The organism is Aeromonas allosaccharophila (assembly GCF_016026615.1).
GTDB lineage: Bacteria > Pseudomonadota > Gammaproteobacteria > Enterobacterales > Aeromonadaceae > Aeromonas > Aeromonas allosaccharophila.
Map to the genome: position 1 here is coordinate 1,958,028 of NZ_CP065745.1, position 15,554 is coordinate 1,973,581.

The window sequence follows — 15,554 nt, forward strand, 5'->3', positions numbered from 1 at the left end:
CCCGGATAATCGGCCGCGTGGATACACTCGGTGGGCCCACCAGAGCAGGCCCATATAACTCAACTCGCCGAACGCAGGGCGCGGCCATGTTCGTGACGACGGGGCACGATAATCGGCGCCCCGTCACCGGGGGCATGCAGAATGTCGACACTGGTCTGGTAGAGCCGGTCGATCAGGGACTTGGTCACCACCTCACGGGCCGGGCCCATGGCGGCAATGGTCCCCTCGCCGATGGCGATCAGCTCGTCACAGTAGCGGGCCGCCATCGCCAAATCGTGGATCACCAGCAGCACGGTTTTGCCCTCGGCGGTGATGCGGTGAATCGCCTCCATCACCTCGGTCTGGTGGCCGATATCGAGGGCGCTGGTGGGCTCGTCGAGCAGCACCATGTCGCTGTCCTGCGCCAGGATCATCGCCAGCCAGGCCCGCTGCGCCTGCCCGCCGGAGAGGGACGCGGCGCTCTGCTGCCAGATGCTTTCAAGCTGCATCCGCTCGCAGGCGCTGCGCACCATGCGGGCATCCTCCTCGCCCCACTGATTGAACCAGCCCTGATGAGGGTGGCGACCATACTGCACCAGCTGCTCCACCAGAATGCCGGCAGGCAGGGTCGGCCGCTGGGGCAGATACGCGAGCTCCCGCGCCAGCCCCTTCATGGGGTAGCTGGCGAGCGGCTTGCCCTTGAGCAGGATCTCGCCGCGTTGGGCTTTCATCTGGCCGGAAAGCAACTTGAGCAGGGTCGATTTGCCGCAGCCGTTGGGGCCGACGATCCCCACCAGCTTGCCCCTCGGCACGCTGAAGGAGATGTCCCGCAGGATGGGGGTCTGCTGATAGGCGAAGTGGAGGCGATTTACGGTGAGCGTCATCAGTCAGCCCTCTGGCGATCGTTAACAAGAAGAAACAGCAGCAACAGGCCGCCGAGAATACGGGTCATGATGCCGGTCGCCACCTCGTGGGGGCTGGCTAGCACCCGGACCAGGGTATCGCTGGCAAGCAGCAGCAAGGCGCCGCTGAGCGCCGCCAGCCAGAGCGGCACCACCCGGTCTTTCACCAGCCAGGAGGCGAGAATGGGGGCCGCCATGGCGATAAAGACCACGGGGCCGCCGATGGCGGTGCCAAGCGCCGCCACCAGAATGGCCTGCGCCAGAATGCCCAGTTGCACCCTATCGCCGTTGACGCCAAGCCCTCTGGCCATCTCGGGGCCAAAGCGCAGCACCGCCAGCGAGCGGGAGAGATAGACGATCCAGGGGCAAAGCAGCAGCAACAGGATGGCGATGGGGGTGATGGTGCTGTACCCCACGGCGATAAAGCTGCCCATATTCCACAGATAGAGGGAGCTCAAATGCAGCAAGGCCTGAGTGGACATCACAAACTGGCCGAGGGCCTCGAACAGTTCGGAGAGGCCGATACCGATCACCACGAACAGATAGCCCTGCTCACCGGGCTTGCGGCAGAGGGCATAGAGCACCAGCGCCGCGAAGATGGCACCGATAGGCGCAGCCCACCAGGGCCAGCTGCCCACGGTCAGGTAGAGGGAGAAGACGATGATGGCCAGAGAGGCACCGTTGTTGACCCCCACCATATCGGGGGTAGCCAGCCGGTTGCGAACCAGAGTTTGCACCAGACAGCCGGAGAGCCCCATGGCCGCGCCCGCAACCACCACCCCAAGGATGCGCGGCAGCCGGATCTTGAACAAAGTGAGCTGCTCAAACCGCGTCCCCTCCCCCAGCAGGGTGTTGACCACCCCGGCAAAGCCGAGCTTGCCGCTGCCAACGCTCAGGGCCAACAGAGCCAGCGCCAGCAGCGCCATGGCCAGCAGTGCCAGCCAGCGCCAACTTGGCAGATGGATCAGCAAAGAGCGGTTGCCTGCCCGCAGGCAGAGCATATCGGTAGGTGTACGCATCAGCCCCTCACTTGACGGTTAGCAGGGTACGAAAGCCCCCGCGATGGACGATGGCGATCAGCACTGGTGCGCCGATCAGGGCCAGAATGACGCCGTTGGGCAGCTCGAAGGGCTGGATCAGCCAGCGCGCCAGAATGTCCGCCAACAGCAGAAACAACATGCCGAACAGGGCGGAGAAACAGACCTGCACCGACAGCTTCACCGGCTCCACCAGTCGGCCACAGTAGGCGGCCAGAAAGCCGACAAAACCGATGGGGCCAGCGATGGCGATGGCACTGGCGGTAAACAGGGTGGCGGCCAGCAGCACGCCAATCCGCACCCGGTTGGGGCGGATCCCGAGCGCCTGGGCCTGACTGTCCCCCATCTGCATCAGGGTCAGCTGGCGACAGAGCAGCAGGGTGATGACAAACGCTGCCAGCACGAAGGGCAGCACGGCGATGATGGCATCGAGATTGGCCGCCGACAGGGAGCCGAGGTTCCAGAAGCGGTACTGCTCCAGCACCATATTGTTGGAGAGCAGCAGAAAGCTGGAGAGACCGCCGAAGGTGGCGGAGAGCGCCACCCCGACCAGAATGAGCTTGAGCGGGTTGGAGCGGCCAATCATCATGCCGAGCCCCAGCACAATCACGTTGCCGAGCAGCGCGCCAAGTCCGGCCCAGAGCAGATAGCCGTAGGCGGACTCCACCCCGAACCAGGTGAGCCCCACTACTAGTGCAAAGACGGCCCCGGCGTTGACGCCGAGCAGGCCGGGCTCTGCCAACGGGTTGCGGGTCGCGCTCTGCAACAAGGAGGCAGCCAGAGATAAAGAGGCGCCGACCACCATGGCACAGAGGGTGCGTGGGATCCGCAAGGTATTGAGCACCATGGCGAGCTTCTCGTCGCCAGCCCAGCGGGCATCGCCCATCAGGTAGCCGAGTACCTCGCGGGCACCATAGACGCCCGCACCGGTGGCGAGCGAAAGAGAAAGCAGTATGAACAGGAGGAACAATCCCAGCCAGAACAGCGAGGTCTGGTCTCTAAACACCCTTTAACTCCTTATGATTGCAATGCCATGTGGTTGAAATAAAAGCCGTCACCCGGGGTGATACAGCGGCGACAACGGAAGCCCGCCAGTGCGGGCTCCCGCTCAGCCATTACAGCTTGTAGGCCACACCGGCATAGACAGTGCGCCCGTCGAGGATCTGATCGGCCTCGGTAGCAACCCAGTCACGCTTGGTATTGGTCAGGTTGTTGAGTCCGAACTTCAGATCCAGTGCCCGGGTGGCGTTCCAGACTGCCCCGACATCCAGGGTGTGGAATCCGGCGGTGGTCTCATAGGTGGTGCCGCTCATGCGCGGAACCGGGAGGATCTGGCTGCCGGAGTAGTTCCAGCCGAGCTGGGTACTCAGGCTCTCGATGACCTGCCACTCCAGCTTGGCGTTGGCGGTATGCTCCGGCGTCCGATAGAGATCCTTGCCGCTGGTCTTGTCTTCCCCGTCGATCAGGGTGACGTTGCTGGAGAGGGTCAGGGTATCGGTGAGATCAAACCAGCCGCTCAGCTCCACACCCTTGATGCGGGCCTTGCTGACGTTCTGATAGGTCATCACAGCCGGACGCCAGGTGGAGGTCCATGCCTCGCTCTGGATCTTGTCCTTGATATCGTTGTGGAAGGCGGTAACCCCGGCGCCCCAGAACGACCCATCATAGGCGGTACCCAGCTCGTAGCTGACGGCGGTTTCCGGCTTCAGATCCGGGTTGCCCACCACGGCGCAGCGACCGCGACAGGCGGCTACCGCATAGTCCGGGTTGGACTGGGCAATGGTCGGCGCCTTGAACGCCTTGCCAATGCCGCCCTTGAGCACCCAGTTGTCGGTCAGGCTGTAGAGGGCATAACCACGGGGGCTGAACTCGGTGCCATAGGTCTCGTGGTGATCGACCCGGCCACTCAGGGTCAACGCCAGATCGCCAAAGCCAAACTCATCCTGCAGATAGAGCGCGCTCTGGTTGACGCTGACATCACCCCCCTTGAGGTTGACGTTATGCTTGAGTTCGGTGATGCGGTACTCGGCACCACTGGTCAGCAGGTGGCTGCCCAGATAGCCGCTCAGCTGGCCATCGAAGGTGTGGTTGGTCTGGCTCACATCGCCACTGGTCTTGCTCAGCGCCGTCATCAGTTCGGAGTCATCAAAGAGATCTACCTGCTCGAAGGCATAGCCGACCCGGCTGTCGAACTGATCCCAACGGCCGACGTGGGTGGCGTTGAGTCCCAACCGTTCCATCTGCTGGATATTGCGCGGCGTCTGGCCGTAGTTGTTCCAGTGGGCCTCGCGATCGTCTTTGGCGTAGTTCATCCCCACATCCAGATCCTGACGATCGTCGATCAGCCATTTGACGTTGGAGAGGATCCCCAGCTTTTCACGCTGCTCGATGGCATCGGCCTTGGGGTTGATGCTCTGCTCGCTCTGCCAAGCATCTCTGTGGTTCCCTTCCACCACCAGGTTGGCCAGCAGTTTGTTGTCGATCAGCGCCCCGCCCACATAGGCGTTCGCTTTGTTGATATCCCCGCCGTGACCGTCGGTGGGGTCGCTGAAGGTATAGGTGGCCGCTGCTTCGGTCTTCTCCCCGGGTTGGCGCAAGATGACGTTGACCACCCCACCCAGCGCATCGGCACCGTAGAGGGAGGAGATGGGGCCGCGGATCACTTCGATACGCTCGATGGCCGCCATGGGGATGGCGGAGAGATCGAAATCATTGCCATAACCGGAGGTAAGGGCGTCGCGGGAGCTGATACGCCGGCCATTGACCAGCAACAGGGTGTAATCCCCCTCCAGCCCACGCAACTTGATCTCGCTGCGGCCGTAGCTGGTGGCAGGGCTGATATTGACCCCCGGCAGCTGTTTCAGGGCGCCGGTCAGGTCATTGACATTGAGCTTGTCGAGCTCGGCCCGGGTCACCACAGAGACGCTGGCCGGGGCGGTCAGCTCGCTGTGCCGGGTTTTGGTCGCCGTCACGACCATGGTTTCATGAGCGGCGGCAGGCGCTGTCCCCTGGGCCAGAACTGGCAGGGCAAAAAGGGACAACACCAGAGGATGCACTGCAAATCGTCGGGATGATGTACGCATCATCAACACTCCACATAAAACAACCAAGGCCAACACCACCGACATCCCTGTCTGACCTCGTCAGACCCGGTGCAAAGTGATGGAGTTCATTGGCATGAACTGTCGTCCATGTCCTATCACTCCCGAACATCAGTGCATTACGGCAGGGCCTGCGTTGTGCTATGCCACTCGCAGCCATCAATAACAAAAACGCCGTGCCGACTGACATCGGGACGGCGCAATACTAAATGCAAATCATTTTTATTTGCAAGCGTGAATCAGGTATTCTTTCGCATCCGCTTAATTATCCATCACATCGTGACGGGTCTGGTGATAGGCCTCTTCACTCTTGCCCCGCCGCCAGTACGGCACGGCGTAGAGCGACTGGCGATCCACCTCGAGCACAGACCGAAAATGGCGGCGCAGCGGCAACACCAGCGCCTCTTCCCCACCCAACCAGAAGAAGCCGCCATCGCGCACCAGCGGCAGAGCAATAACATGCTCCAGCAGGCCGCTGGGCTCGGGCTCGCCGACAAACCAGTGACAGCGCACCCCGACCGGCAGCGTCAACGGCTGAGCATCCGCCTGATCCGGCACCAGAATCGCAATTTCCCCTCTGGCATCGGCAGGCATCACCTCGCACATCGCCATGATGGCGGGCAAGGCAGTCAGATCCCCCACCAGGCAGTAATGCTCGGCCGGTTGCAGCATGGGGTTGGGGCCACCCGGCCCGGAGAGGATCACCTTATCTCCCGGCTTGGCATGGGTGGCAAAGGCACTGGCGGGCCCGCCGTCACCGTGCAGCACGAAGTCGATGTCAATTTCCTGCTCATCACGGCGAAACGCGCGGATGGTGTAGGTGCGGATCACCGGCTTGTCTGCAGGATTGCTCCAGCGCGGGCCGCTCGGGGTCATGGCAGGCAGCACCGGCTCAACCTGATGGGGCTGGGCCAGCATCACCTTGATATGGGCCCCACCGCAGGTAAAGGGATAGTCAGCCAGTTCGCTGCCACCAAAAGTGATGCGACGCAAATGGGGGGTGATCCGGGTAACGGCCTTGACGGTCAGCAGACGGGGGCGATTGGGAGGCAGAGATGGGGACACGATGGGGCTCCTCGTTGAGTGTGTCACCCATGCTACACGCAAATAGGAATTACTATCAAATAGGATTCCTTCTCGTCGGCCCCGGCGGGAGGGATGTGCAAGAGCCGCGCGATGTGGTGCGGCAATCGAGAGCTCGAGTGACGTGGATGCAATCCAGCCTCATGATTGTGCGAAGAAAGCCCTCGCCAACGGTCACCGGAAGTGGCGGTTCCATTTGCTTATTCGACCATTGTTTTTCGAGATCAAATTTTATTTCTCAATAAGTTTCCTATCCTTAGTGAAGCAGTTAATGTAAGCACAGGATGCCAAACAGGATTGTATGATGGATGACCAAATCCTGATTATTGATGATGATGATCTCGCCCTTCCCGACACGCAACAAGCGGGCTGGAAGGTGATGATTGTTGACGATGAGCCCGAAGTGCATCGCATCACCAAAATCACCTTGAACAAATTCGAGTTTGACAATCGCCCCATTGACTTTCTGCATGCCTATTCCGCTGCAGAGGCAAAGAAGCTGCTGGCCATCACCCCTGATGTCGCGCTGCTGCTGCTGGACGTGGTGATGGAGGTCGACCACGCGGGCCTTGATGTCGTCAAATATGTCCGTGAAGAGCTGCAAAACAAGATGGTGCGCATCGTGCTGCGTACCGGCCAACCCGGCCAGGCGCCGGAAGATGACGTGGTCACCAACTACGACATCAACGACTACAAGGATAAAACCGAGCTCACCTCCCAGAAGCTGCGTACCCTGCTGCGGGCCAGCCTGCGCTCCTATCGGGATATCCGCACCCTGGAGAGCAACCGTCAGGGGCTGGAAAAAGTCATCGAAGCCTCCAAGGGGATCTTTGAGAAACGGGCCCTGCGCCAGTTTGTCGAAGGGGCCCAGGAGCAGCTCAGTGCCCTGCTCCATCTGGGGGAGACCCAGATCTACGACGTAAAGCAATACGCCTATGAGGTGAGAGATCAAGTATTGGAGCCCCTGCTCCCCGGCCATCCCGCCATGCTCCTCACGGAAGCGCCGGAGATCTTGCGCCAGGCCATGGGCAAACGCAGCAATGTGTACGGCACCAATCAGATGGTGCTCTACTGCCAGAACCAGCGCCACCACCTGCTGTTCCATATCGAGACCACTCGTCAACTCAGTCAGATCGATACCAGTCTGCTGACCCTGTTTACCGAAAACATCATAGTGGCGCTGGAAAATATCCGGCTGAACGAGGTGATCGCCGACAATCAGCGGGAGATCATCTACCGCATCGGCGAACTGGTCGAAACCCGCTCGAAAGAGTCGGGGCTGCACGTCAAGCGGGTCGCGCTCTATACCGAGCAGTTCTGCCTGCTGCTGGGGATGAGTGAAGAGCAAAGCGAGCTGATCAAAAGAGCCTCACCACTGCACGACATTGGCAAGGTCGGTATTCCCGATGCCATCCTGCACAAGCCGGGCAAGCTGACCCCGGAAGAGTTGGGAGATCATGAAAACCCACGCCCAGCTCGGGCAGGATATGCTCTCCGGCAGCGATCTGGCGCTGTTCCAGATTGGTGCCACCATCGCCGGCAATCACCATGAGAAGTGGAATGGCAGTGGCTATCCTCGTGGCCTGAAGGGAATGGATATTCCACTGGAGGGACGAATCGTGGCACTGGCGGACGTGTTCGATGCCCTCGGCTCGGATCGCTGTTACAAGAAGGCGTGGCCACTGGACAAGGTGCTGGCGCTGATTGAGGAGGAGAAGGGTCAGCACTTCGACCCCCAACTGGTCGAGCTGATGCTGGCCAATCTGGACAAGTTCCTCGAGATCCGCGAGCAGAACAAGGATGTCTACATCGGCGAACACTGATAGCCGGTTTGTTCTGTTTATGAACTCAAAAAAAACCGCCCTGATAATCAGGGCGGTTTTTTATATCTGGCATCACGCCACTGCTGAGCAAGGGTTACTGCTCCGGCAGGTTGAGATCCAGCTTGGCTGCCGGCTGCCCGGACTGCTGACTTTCGGCCTGTGCCGCCGCCAATGCGCGTTTGAAGGCTCGCCGTTTTTGCATCACCACAAAGCCGACACCACCCAGCATCACCAGCAGCACGCCACCACCCGCCAATACCCAGATCAGCCAGCCCATCTCCTCCTGTGCCGGAGCCTCATGGGTTGACTCGGCACTGGATGCCGGTGCGGCAGCCGATACCACCTCTACGGGAGGGGGAGGCGGCGGGAAAATATTGAAGGTTTTGACCGGCAACTCGATTTTCAGCTCGCGGCCGAGGCGAGTGGTGCCATAGAGGGTTGCTTTCACCTCATGCTGACCGACCTCCTTGATGATGGAGAGATCGATATCAAGCTTGGGCTCACTGGCGGTCTCGCTGAACTCGTAGAGGCCGCCCACATTGCTGGTCACACTCCCCTTGATCACCACTGAGGCAGGATCCAGCTCATCACGGTCGATCAGCAGCGACAACTTGGCACCCAGCTCTTCCGAAGGCGGCGCCAGGTTATAACTGAACGGATAGGGATAGAGCAGTACATCCTGATAACGGGCGCGAACAAACACCTGATTGCCGGTGCTGAACATGGCGCGGTACTTGCCACCGGGAATATCCTGCAGTGTCACTTCCGCGGTCATGATACCGTCACCCGGCACTTCGTCGAGACCCTTGCCGTCATCACGGTAGTGGCCGAGCACCTGATCCAGTACGACCCTTTGCTGGCTGGCATCGCTGAAGGATTGCAGCTTGACGGTCATACCAAGGTCAGAGAGATAGTATTTATCTTTCGGCGGCTGGCCATTGATCAGCAACCACGCCTTGAGCTTGACCACCTCTCCCTGATAGAGCTGCATCGGCAGGGCGGCGATATCGAGCCGGATATCGGAGAGGATGCGCACCCGGTTGTCGGGGTCCACCTCGCCAATTGCCTGCCAGGGACCCGGCATGGGATTGCGCAGGGTAATGAGATCGTGCTCCGGCAGTGCCAGCCAACCCACCTCGGCGGGTTTGACCTTGCCCACGTAGAGCTTGCTGCCATCGGGACGAACCAGGATCACTGACGGGGTGCTCGGCTTGCGCTTGACGATGAAGGTGATCTCCTTCACCCCGTAATCGATGCGAAAGCGGTTATCCAGCAGCGGGATATCGGAGGGAGCAAACACCTCGGTCGCCGACGCGCCCAGCGAGAGCAACAACAGCAGACCGGCACACCACTTGCTCATTGCCGCCACAGACAACTTCCTCCCTTCTTCTGCACCAGATCCAGCCTCGCCTCGTGCAGGGCCTCTACCTCGGCGCTGGCGCGCACTACCTTGAGGGCGGGCCGATTGCTCTCCAGCCGGCGAATGCTGGTGTCCTGATTGCTTTCGTTTTCGTTGCTTTCACTGGCCAGATTGAGTTTGGTCTGGCCACCGGTCATCAGCAGGTAGACATCTGCCAGGATCTCCGCATCGAGCAAGGCCCCGTGCAGGGTACGGTGGGAGTTGTCTATGCCATAGCGATCGCAGAGCACATCCAGGTTGTTGCGCTTGCCCGGGAAGAGATCCCGCGCCATCGCCAGGGTATCGGTGATGGAGCAGATATCGGCGGTCTTGAAGCCGAGACCGAGCTTGCTGAACTCGTAGTCCATGAAGCTCACGTCAAACGGCGCGTTGTGGGCGATCAGTTCGGCACCGCGGATGAATTCGATGAACTCGTCGGCGATCTGGCTGAACGATGGCTTGTCGCGCAGGAACTCGTCGGTGATACCGTGCACCTGGATCGCTTCCGGGTCGACCAGACGATCAGGCTTGATATAGACGTGATAGTGGTTACCGGTCAGCTTGCGGTTGATCACCTCCACACAGCCGATTTCGATAATGCGGTGACCCAGATAGACAGGACCGCCTGCCGTATTCATACCTGTGGTTTCAGTATCCAGAATGATCTGGCGATTCAGTTGGGGTGTGTTCATGATCCAATCTATGTCAAACTTCGGCTTTACTTACTCGCTAGTTTACCCCAAGCCTCATGCTAAAACAGATTGATTGCTCATGTTAAAACAGATTGATGTCTATACCGACGGCTCCTGCCTCGGCAATCCGGGCCCGGGTGGTTACGGAGCCGTGATGGTCTACGGCACCCACCGCAAAGAGATTTCCGCCGGATTCAAGTTGACCACCAATAACCGGATGGAGCTGATGGCCGCCATCATGGGCCTGCGCACCCTCAACGAACCGTGCAAGGTGCGCCTCACCACCGACAGCCAGTATGTCCGTCAGGGGATCACCCAATGGATCATCGGCTGGAAGAAGAAAGGGTGGATGACCGCCAACCGTCAGCCGGTCAAGAACGTCGATCTCTGGAAGGAGCTGGATGCGGAAGTGGCTCGCCATCAGATTGAGTGGCTCTGGGTCAAGGGTCACTCCGGCCACCCGGAGAACGAACGGTGCGACGAACTGGCCAGAGATGCCGCCTGCGGCAAGGATCTGGCCGAGGATACCGGCTACCAGCCCTGACGGGCCATTCCCGGTGTGGCGAGGGATTTGGGCAGTTGCCAGCGCCGCCGCACCGGGATCAGTGGAAAGCGCCGTTTACGGGCCGCAATCACATACACCGACGCAAACACCCTGCAGTAATCCCGCCCGATGCTTTCCTGCCACCAGCTGTGCCAGCTCTGTTTGCCCATAAACGAGTAGCCAAAGCGCTCGTCAAACATCACTTCGCATCCCAGCAGATGCAACCAGTCCGTCACCCGCCCCGGGGTAAACATCCGGGCCGACCAGGGCATCCTGCGCCGCAAGAACGGCACACAATGCCCGATCCCGACCAGGCTCAAGGGGTTGTAGCCGCTGATGATCAGCCAGCCATCGTCGGTCAGTACCCTTTCGGCCTCGCGCAGCACCTGATGGGGATCAGCAGAGAAATCGAGGCAGTGGGCCAGCAGGCAGGCATCGACGCTGCCGGTGCGTACCGGCAGATCGAGGGGATCGCCATACATGTCGAGCAACCGTCCACCGGGTGCCACCCCGATCTGGTGACGGATGGAGGAGCGTTTGCAGGAGAGTTCGGCGCTCAGGGCGCCAATTTTCAGCAGATGATAGCCAAACAGATTGGGGCACCAGTTGTCGAGCCGCTCCTGGATCTCGGCCGCAACCCAGTCCCCCATAGGCAATGCAGACCAGCTGGTCGGGATCTCGATTTGTTGTTCGGTACGTGCCACCTGCATAATAGGGCTCAACTCGGGGTTTCGAACGCCATCCTGTTATATAAGATACCCTCCCTAAAGAGAAGCAGACTCATGTATCCAGTGATCACAGTTCCAGCCTTTAATGACAACTACATCTGGTTGATCCGCCACGAAAATCATTGTCTGGTGGTCGATCCGGGCGATGCCGCCCCGGTGCTGGAGCGGCTCGAGGCATTGGGGCTGGTGCTCGACGCCATCCTGCTGACCCATCACCATCACGACCATGTGGGGGGCGTCACCGACCTGCTTACCCACTTCCCCCACGCCCGGCTTTATGGCCCCAAGCTGGACCCGATGCCGGATCATCACGGTCAATGGCTGGAAGATGGCGATCAGATCAACTGGCACGGCCTCGCCCTCGAGGTGATCCATGTGCCCGGTCACACCCGCGGCCACATCGCCTACCATGGCAACGGCATGCTGTTTTGTGGCGATACCCTCTTCTCGGCCGGTTGTGGCCGCCTGTTTGAAGGGACGCCGGAGCAGATGTACCACTCGCTGCAACGACTCGCCGCCCTGCCCGATGAGACCCTCATTTATTGTGCCCACGAGTACACCCTCTCCAACCTGCGCTTTGCCTATGCGGTCGAGCCGGACAACCCGGCGATCCGCCGCCAGATCGGGCTGATCAGCAAACTGCGGCAACAAGGGCTGCCAAGCCTGCCAACCCGGTTGGGGGATGAACGCACTTTCAACATTTTTCTGCGCTGCGAGCAGGATTCAGTGAAATTTTCTGCTGAAAATCACGGGCTAAAATGCGTGGAAAATCCGGTAGATACCTTCACCATCCTGCGCCAGTGGAAGGACGTTTTTTGAACAAACCTTGATCAGGGGGCCATTGCCCCTTATGATGCGGGCTGTTTTTCCTAAAAATGACCGGAACGAGATGAAGGTACGAACGGCCTTATTGGCAGCGCTGTTGCTCAGCGGCTGCCAAAACCTGAGCCATCAGGATGACCGGGCGCTAACGGCAATCGAGCCGATCAAGTCCCCCCAGGTCAAGAAAAAAGCGCATAAAAAACACTCTTCCCATTTCCTGTTTGGCGATGAACAGCTGGACGAAATGGAAGATACGGACAATCTGTGGGTGCGCATCAGCGATGATATGCAGCTGGAAACCCCGGATAATGCCCGCATCCGCCAACAACGAGAGTGGCTGTTGCGTAATGATAAGCATCTGGCGACCATTGCCAGCCGGGCTGAACCCTACCTCTATCTGATGGTAGAGGAGATAGAACGGCGTGAGCTGCCAATGGAGCTTATTACTGTCCCGATGATCGAGAGCATGTTTGATCCTCATGCCCGATCCCGCAGCAATGCGGTTGGACTCTGGCAGTTTGTCCCCGCCACTGGCAAGAACTTCGGTCTGCGCCACGACAACTGGTATGACGGACGGCGCGATGTGCTGGCCTCCACCAATGCGGCGCTCGACTATCTGGAGTACCTGAACCGCTTCTTTGACGGCGACTGGCTGCAAACGCTGGCCGCCTACAATGCCGGTGAAGGTCGGGTGCGCAACGCCATCCAGCGCAATCAGCGTGCCGGTAAACCGACTGACTACTGGTCGCTCGATCTGCCCCGCGAAACCCGGATGTATGTACCGAAGATCCTCGCCATGGCGGACATGATAAGCAATGCGGACAAGTACAACGTCCAGTTGCCGGTACTCGCCAACGAGCCCAAGCTGCGGGTGGTAGAGACCGGCAGCCAGCTCGATCTGAACGTGGCCGCCCAACTGGCGGGACTGCGCACATCAGAGCTCAAGGAGGTCAATCCGGCCCTGAGCCGTGGTGTGATGTCACCCCGTGGCCCTTACCGCCTGCTGGTACCGATCGAGTATGCCGATACCCTGGAGCTGGCACTGACCGACCTGCCCAAGCGCGAGCGTATCCGTACCCGCTCCTATCAGGTCACCAGTGGCGATACCCTGTCGCGCATCGCCCAGAATCACGGCGTCAGCGTGAGCGAGCTGAAGCTGGCCAACAATCTGCGCAGCAACAGCCTGCGTCGCGGTCAGCAGCTGGTGATCCCGACTCATGGTCAGGTCAGCAGCAAGGCAAGTACCGCCAGCAAGCCGCAGCAGCTGGCCAGCCGTGGCAGCCAGAAGGCCAAGGTCAGTTACAAGGTGCGCTCGGGTGACAACCTGTGGAGCATCAGCCAGGCGCACGGCGTCTCCCATGCCGAGCTGGCCAAGTGGAACGGTCTGAATGCCAAGTCGGCGCTCAAGCCGGGTATGAAGCTGGTGGTCTATCCCAAGCAAGGGAAGAAGAACGACAAGTCGATGGTGTATCAGGTTCGCCGTGGCGACTCCATCTCCTCCATCGCAGCTCGCTTCCAGGTGGCCATCAACGATGTGATGCGCTGGAACCAGCTGGATAAAGGTGATTACCTCAAGCCCGGTCAGGAGCTGACCCTGTTTGTGAAGAACAACAGCTAAGCCTCACCGCTTGAACCCGATACGAAACGGGGCCAGTCATCTGACTGGCCCCGTTTTTTTATTCCTGCGGCTAACCGCTGTATCCGAGCCACCCAATCAAACAATGGCTTGGCGCCGCCTGCCAACGCCTCGCCGCTCTGCGGGCAAAGTGCTCAAGCGCTATTCCCAGAGCCTTGTCGGCACCACCAGCAACACGGTGCGCTGGCCAATCGCCACGTTGGCATTGGGGAAGACCACCGCCTCGCGCGGCTGCTCGACCGTGTAGCGCAGTTCGCCATCCTCAGCCAGCACGAACCCTTGGGGGAATTCGGTAAAGTTGTCCACATCGCTGGCGAACAGGAAGCGAAACTGCTCCGATTTTTTGGTGATCGCCCGATCGATGGCAAACAGGGTGAAATCATCCGCCCACCAGGGCTCCAGCGCCACCTCATCCTGAGTGACCAGCTCCTGCAGTGCCTGCCGGGTCTCGATAAAGCGGGTCATGTCGTTCTCGCCAAATGGCCGTACCTTACCCAGCTCCACCGTGAAGGCGTGGGCCCCATGCTGGTGGGAGCTGTAGTAGCTGAAGGTGGTGGTCGGGCTGGCGGAAAGCAGAATAGTGCGCACCCCGCAGGCGCCGAGGAACTGCACCTGCTCGCGGCAGTGGGGCCGCTCATGGGGGAAGGGGTAGACGGCGAACTTCTCGTGGCGCGAACCGCGAATGGCGGTGTGCAGGTCGTAGTGGTAGCGGGGACGAGCCGGATCGGCAAAGAAGCGGCTCACATACTGCTCGAGGCGCATGGCGCGGATCCGCTCCCGATTGCACAGCCCCTCCCCCTTGCTGTGGGCACCAGAGAAGAGCCGATTCATGTTCTCTTCTACCTCCCGCAGCCCCAGATTCATCGCCGCCGGATTGCCAAACAGGAACAGCACCCGATGACGGGCACTCAGCTCGCCAGCGAGCAGACGGCTCAGCAGCTGGTTGCAGATCTCGATAGGAGCGGTCTCGTTGCCGTGAATGCCGCAGGAGAGGACGATATCCTTGTATCCCCCGGGCTGAGTGCCCGCGCCTCTGGCAGGCTCCAGGCAGAGCACGCCGGTATCCCAGACGCTGACCCGCGTGCCATCGGGCAGGGCAAATTCAAAGGGCTCAAGCTGCCACTCGTTGCTGCGAGTCAGGGCCAAAAAATCGTGCTGGGGAATCATCCGTCTCACCCTCTTGCTCTGGAACACTATGGCCGGATTATACGCAAGGCATTGCGGCTTAAAATCGTTTTTTAAACAAATTCAAACATTAACAATACAATTGTGATAACAATCGAGCGACGACAGCGAGGTGCTATAGCAATGTGAAATAAAGAGAAGAGGAAAGAGGATCAACGCACAACAGGGGGAAAACGGGGGAGATAAAACAGACTATTACCCGCCTGATGGCCGGGCGCCACAGGGGCAGAGCAGCAAACGGATCAGCAGAAAAACGAGGCATCCATGCCCGGCTGATCAACCACGCCAGAACGGCTTGGTGGTCTCTTGATAACGGTCAGCTTCGTTCAGGCCGATGTCTTTGAGCAGGTACTCGGGCAGCTCGGAGAGCTGGCGACGGCTGCGGCTGCGTTCCAGCCAGGTCAGAACGGTCATTTTTACGCGAGCAGCCAGATTCAATTGGCTGGAATGCTGGTAACCGGCTTCGGTATAAGTCATGTTGGCCATGATGTGGCTCCTCGGAATATGTGTTTACGCACTGGGCTTTATTTGATGCGCAAAGCTTAGTCAGAGAGCAGGGCCGACTCAATTGACGAATTTTGATACGTTACATTAGTAAAACTAATAGTAAAAAACTGACTGAT

At 59.7% G+C, this 15,554-nt stretch carries 13 protein-coding genes and 1 pseudogene; 4 read left to right on the forward strand and 10 right to left on the reverse strand.

The annotated features are described in order from the left end of the window. Positions 1-59: 59 nt before the first annotated feature. The 5 genes from I6G90_RS08625 to I6G90_RS08645 all read right to left on the reverse strand — a co-directional run bounded on the left by I6G90_RS08625 (position 60) and on the right by I6G90_RS08645 (position 6,084). Positions 60-863, reverse strand: coding sequence for an ABC transporter ATP-binding protein (locus I6G90_RS08625; protein ID WP_106842624.1), 804 nt, complete (start codon positions 861-863; stop codon positions 60-62). Next, entirely contained in the window at positions 863-1,900 is a 1,038-nt protein-coding gene (locus I6G90_RS08630; protein ID WP_197930788.1) for a FecCD family ABC transporter permease, read from the reverse strand. The genes I6G90_RS08625 and I6G90_RS08630 overlap by 1 nt, the downstream gene beginning before the upstream one ends. 7 nt (positions 1,901-1,907) lie before the next feature. Beyond that, the gene (locus I6G90_RS08635) at positions 1,908-2,924 is read right to left on the reverse strand and encodes a FecCD family ABC transporter permease (protein ID WP_197930790.1); all 1,017 of its coding nucleotides are present in this window, start codon (positions 2,922-2,924) and stop codon (positions 1,908-1,910) included. Between the two features lie 109 nt (positions 2,925-3,033). Further along, positions 3,034-5,001 carry a TonB-dependent receptor domain-containing protein gene (locus tag I6G90_RS08640; RefSeq protein ID WP_197930792.1) on the reverse strand — a complete coding sequence of 656 codons (1,968 nt, stop codon included), beginning with the start codon at positions 4,999-5,001 and terminating at the stop codon, positions 3,034-3,036. Between the two features lie 279 nt (positions 5,002-5,280). After that, a complete protein-coding gene (locus tag I6G90_RS08645; protein ID WP_197930794.1) occupies positions 5,281-6,084 on the reverse strand; it encodes a siderophore-interacting protein in 804 nt (267 codons plus the stop codon). A 322-nt stretch (positions 6,085-6,406) separates the two neighbouring features. Here I6G90_RS08645 and I6G90_RS08650 point away from each other — a divergent pair. Next, a pseudogene (locus I6G90_RS08650) lies at positions 6,407-7,925 on the forward strand (HD domain-containing phosphohydrolase). Between the two features lie 94 nt (positions 7,926-8,019). Here I6G90_RS08650 and I6G90_RS08655 read toward each other — a convergent pair. Further along, on the reverse strand, positions 8,020-9,285 hold the full coding sequence (locus I6G90_RS08655) for a TIGR03503 family protein (protein ID WP_197931184.1): 1,266 nt from the start codon (positions 9,283-9,285) through the stop codon (positions 8,020-8,022). Beyond that, positions 9,282-10,016 (reverse strand): DNA polymerase III subunit epsilon, encoded by a 735-nt coding sequence (gene dnaQ, locus I6G90_RS08660; protein ID WP_042656957.1) that lies wholly within the window; start codon positions 10,014-10,016, stop codon positions 9,282-9,284. The genes I6G90_RS08655 and dnaQ overlap by 4 nt, the downstream gene beginning before the upstream one ends. Before the next feature lie 79 nt (positions 10,017-10,095). On the opposite strand from dnaQ, the gene rnhA reads away from it, so the two are divergent. Continuing rightward, positions 10,096-10,560 (forward strand): ribonuclease HI, encoded by a 465-nt coding sequence (rnhA, locus tag I6G90_RS08665; protein ID WP_042656956.1) that lies wholly within the window; start codon positions 10,096-10,098, stop codon positions 10,558-10,560. On the opposite strand, the gene I6G90_RS08670 is transcribed toward rnhA, so the two are convergent. Next, the gene (locus tag I6G90_RS08670) at positions 10,548-11,270 is read right to left on the reverse strand and encodes a methyltransferase domain-containing protein (RefSeq protein WP_042656955.1); all 723 of its coding nucleotides are present in this window, start codon (positions 11,268-11,270) and stop codon (positions 10,548-10,550) included. The two genes, rnhA and I6G90_RS08670, sit on opposite strands and share 13 nt — an antisense overlap. Before the next feature lie 72 nt (positions 11,271-11,342). Here I6G90_RS08670 and gloB point away from each other — a divergent pair, with 72 nt between their 5' ends. Together gloB and I6G90_RS08680 are read left to right on the forward strand one after the other, a co-directional pair. Beyond that, positions 11,343-12,107 (forward strand): hydroxyacylglutathione hydrolase, encoded by a 765-nt coding sequence (gloB, locus tag I6G90_RS08675; RefSeq protein ID WP_058052089.1) that lies wholly within the window; start codon positions 11,343-11,345, stop codon positions 12,105-12,107. A gap of 70 nt (positions 12,108-12,177) precedes the next feature. Continuing rightward, complete coding sequence (locus I6G90_RS08680) at positions 12,178-13,728, forward strand: lytic transglycosylase (RefSeq protein WP_139708894.1); 1,551 nt, start codon at positions 12,178-12,180, stop codon at positions 13,726-13,728. Positions 13,729-13,887: 159 nt separating this feature from the next. Here I6G90_RS08680 and astE read toward each other — a convergent pair whose 3' ends face one another. Both astE and I6G90_RS08690 read right to left on the reverse strand, forming a co-directional pair. Next, positions 13,888-14,913, reverse strand: coding sequence for a succinylglutamate desuccinylase (gene astE, locus I6G90_RS08685; protein WP_197930796.1), 1,026 nt, complete (start codon positions 14,911-14,913; stop codon positions 13,888-13,890). A gap of 294 nt (positions 14,914-15,207) precedes the next feature. Next, positions 15,208-15,417, reverse strand: coding sequence for a DUF1127 domain-containing protein (locus I6G90_RS08690; RefSeq protein WP_011706670.1), 210 nt, complete (start codon positions 15,415-15,417; stop codon positions 15,208-15,210). Positions 15,418-15,554 lie beyond the last annotated feature (137 nt).

Coding starts and splice junctions, on each gene's coding strand:
- I6G90_RS08625 (WP_106842624.1), bottom strand. CDS start 863: ATGACGCTCACCGTAAATCGCCTCCACTTCGCCTATCAGCAGACCCCC.
- I6G90_RS08630 (WP_197930788.1), bottom strand. CDS start 1,900: ATGCGTACACCTACCGATATGCTCTGCCTGCGGGCAGGCAACCGCTCT.
- I6G90_RS08640 (WP_197930792.1), bottom strand. CDS start 5,001: ATGCGTACATCATCCCGACGATTTGCAGTGCATCCTCTGGTGTTGTCC.
- I6G90_RS08655 (WP_197931184.1), bottom strand. CDS start 9,285: ATGAGCAAGTGGTGTGCCGGTCTGCTGTTGTTGCTCTCGCTGGGCGCG.
- dnaQ (WP_042656957.1), bottom strand. CDS start 10,016: ATGAACACACCCCAACTGAATCGCCAGATCATTCTGGATACTGAAACC.
- rnhA (WP_042656956.1), top strand. CDS start 10,096: ATGTTAAAACAGATTGATGTCTATACCGACGGCTCCTGCCTCGGCAAT.
- I6G90_RS08670 (WP_042656955.1), bottom strand. CDS start 11,270: ATGCAGGTGGCACGTACCGAACAACAAATCGAGATCCCGACCAGCTGG.
- gloB (WP_058052089.1), top strand. CDS start 11,343: ATGTATCCAGTGATCACAGTTCCAGCCTTTAATGACAACTACATCTGG.
- I6G90_RS08680 (WP_139708894.1), top strand. CDS start 12,178: ATGAAGGTACGAACGGCCTTATTGGCAGCGCTGTTGCTCAGCGGCTGC.
- astE (WP_197930796.1), bottom strand. CDS start 14,913: ATGATTCCCCAGCACGATTTTTTGGCCCTGACTCGCAGCAACGAGTGG.
- I6G90_RS08690 (WP_011706670.1), bottom strand. CDS start 15,417: ATGGCCAACATGACTTATACCGAAGCCGGTTACCAGCATTCCAGCCAA.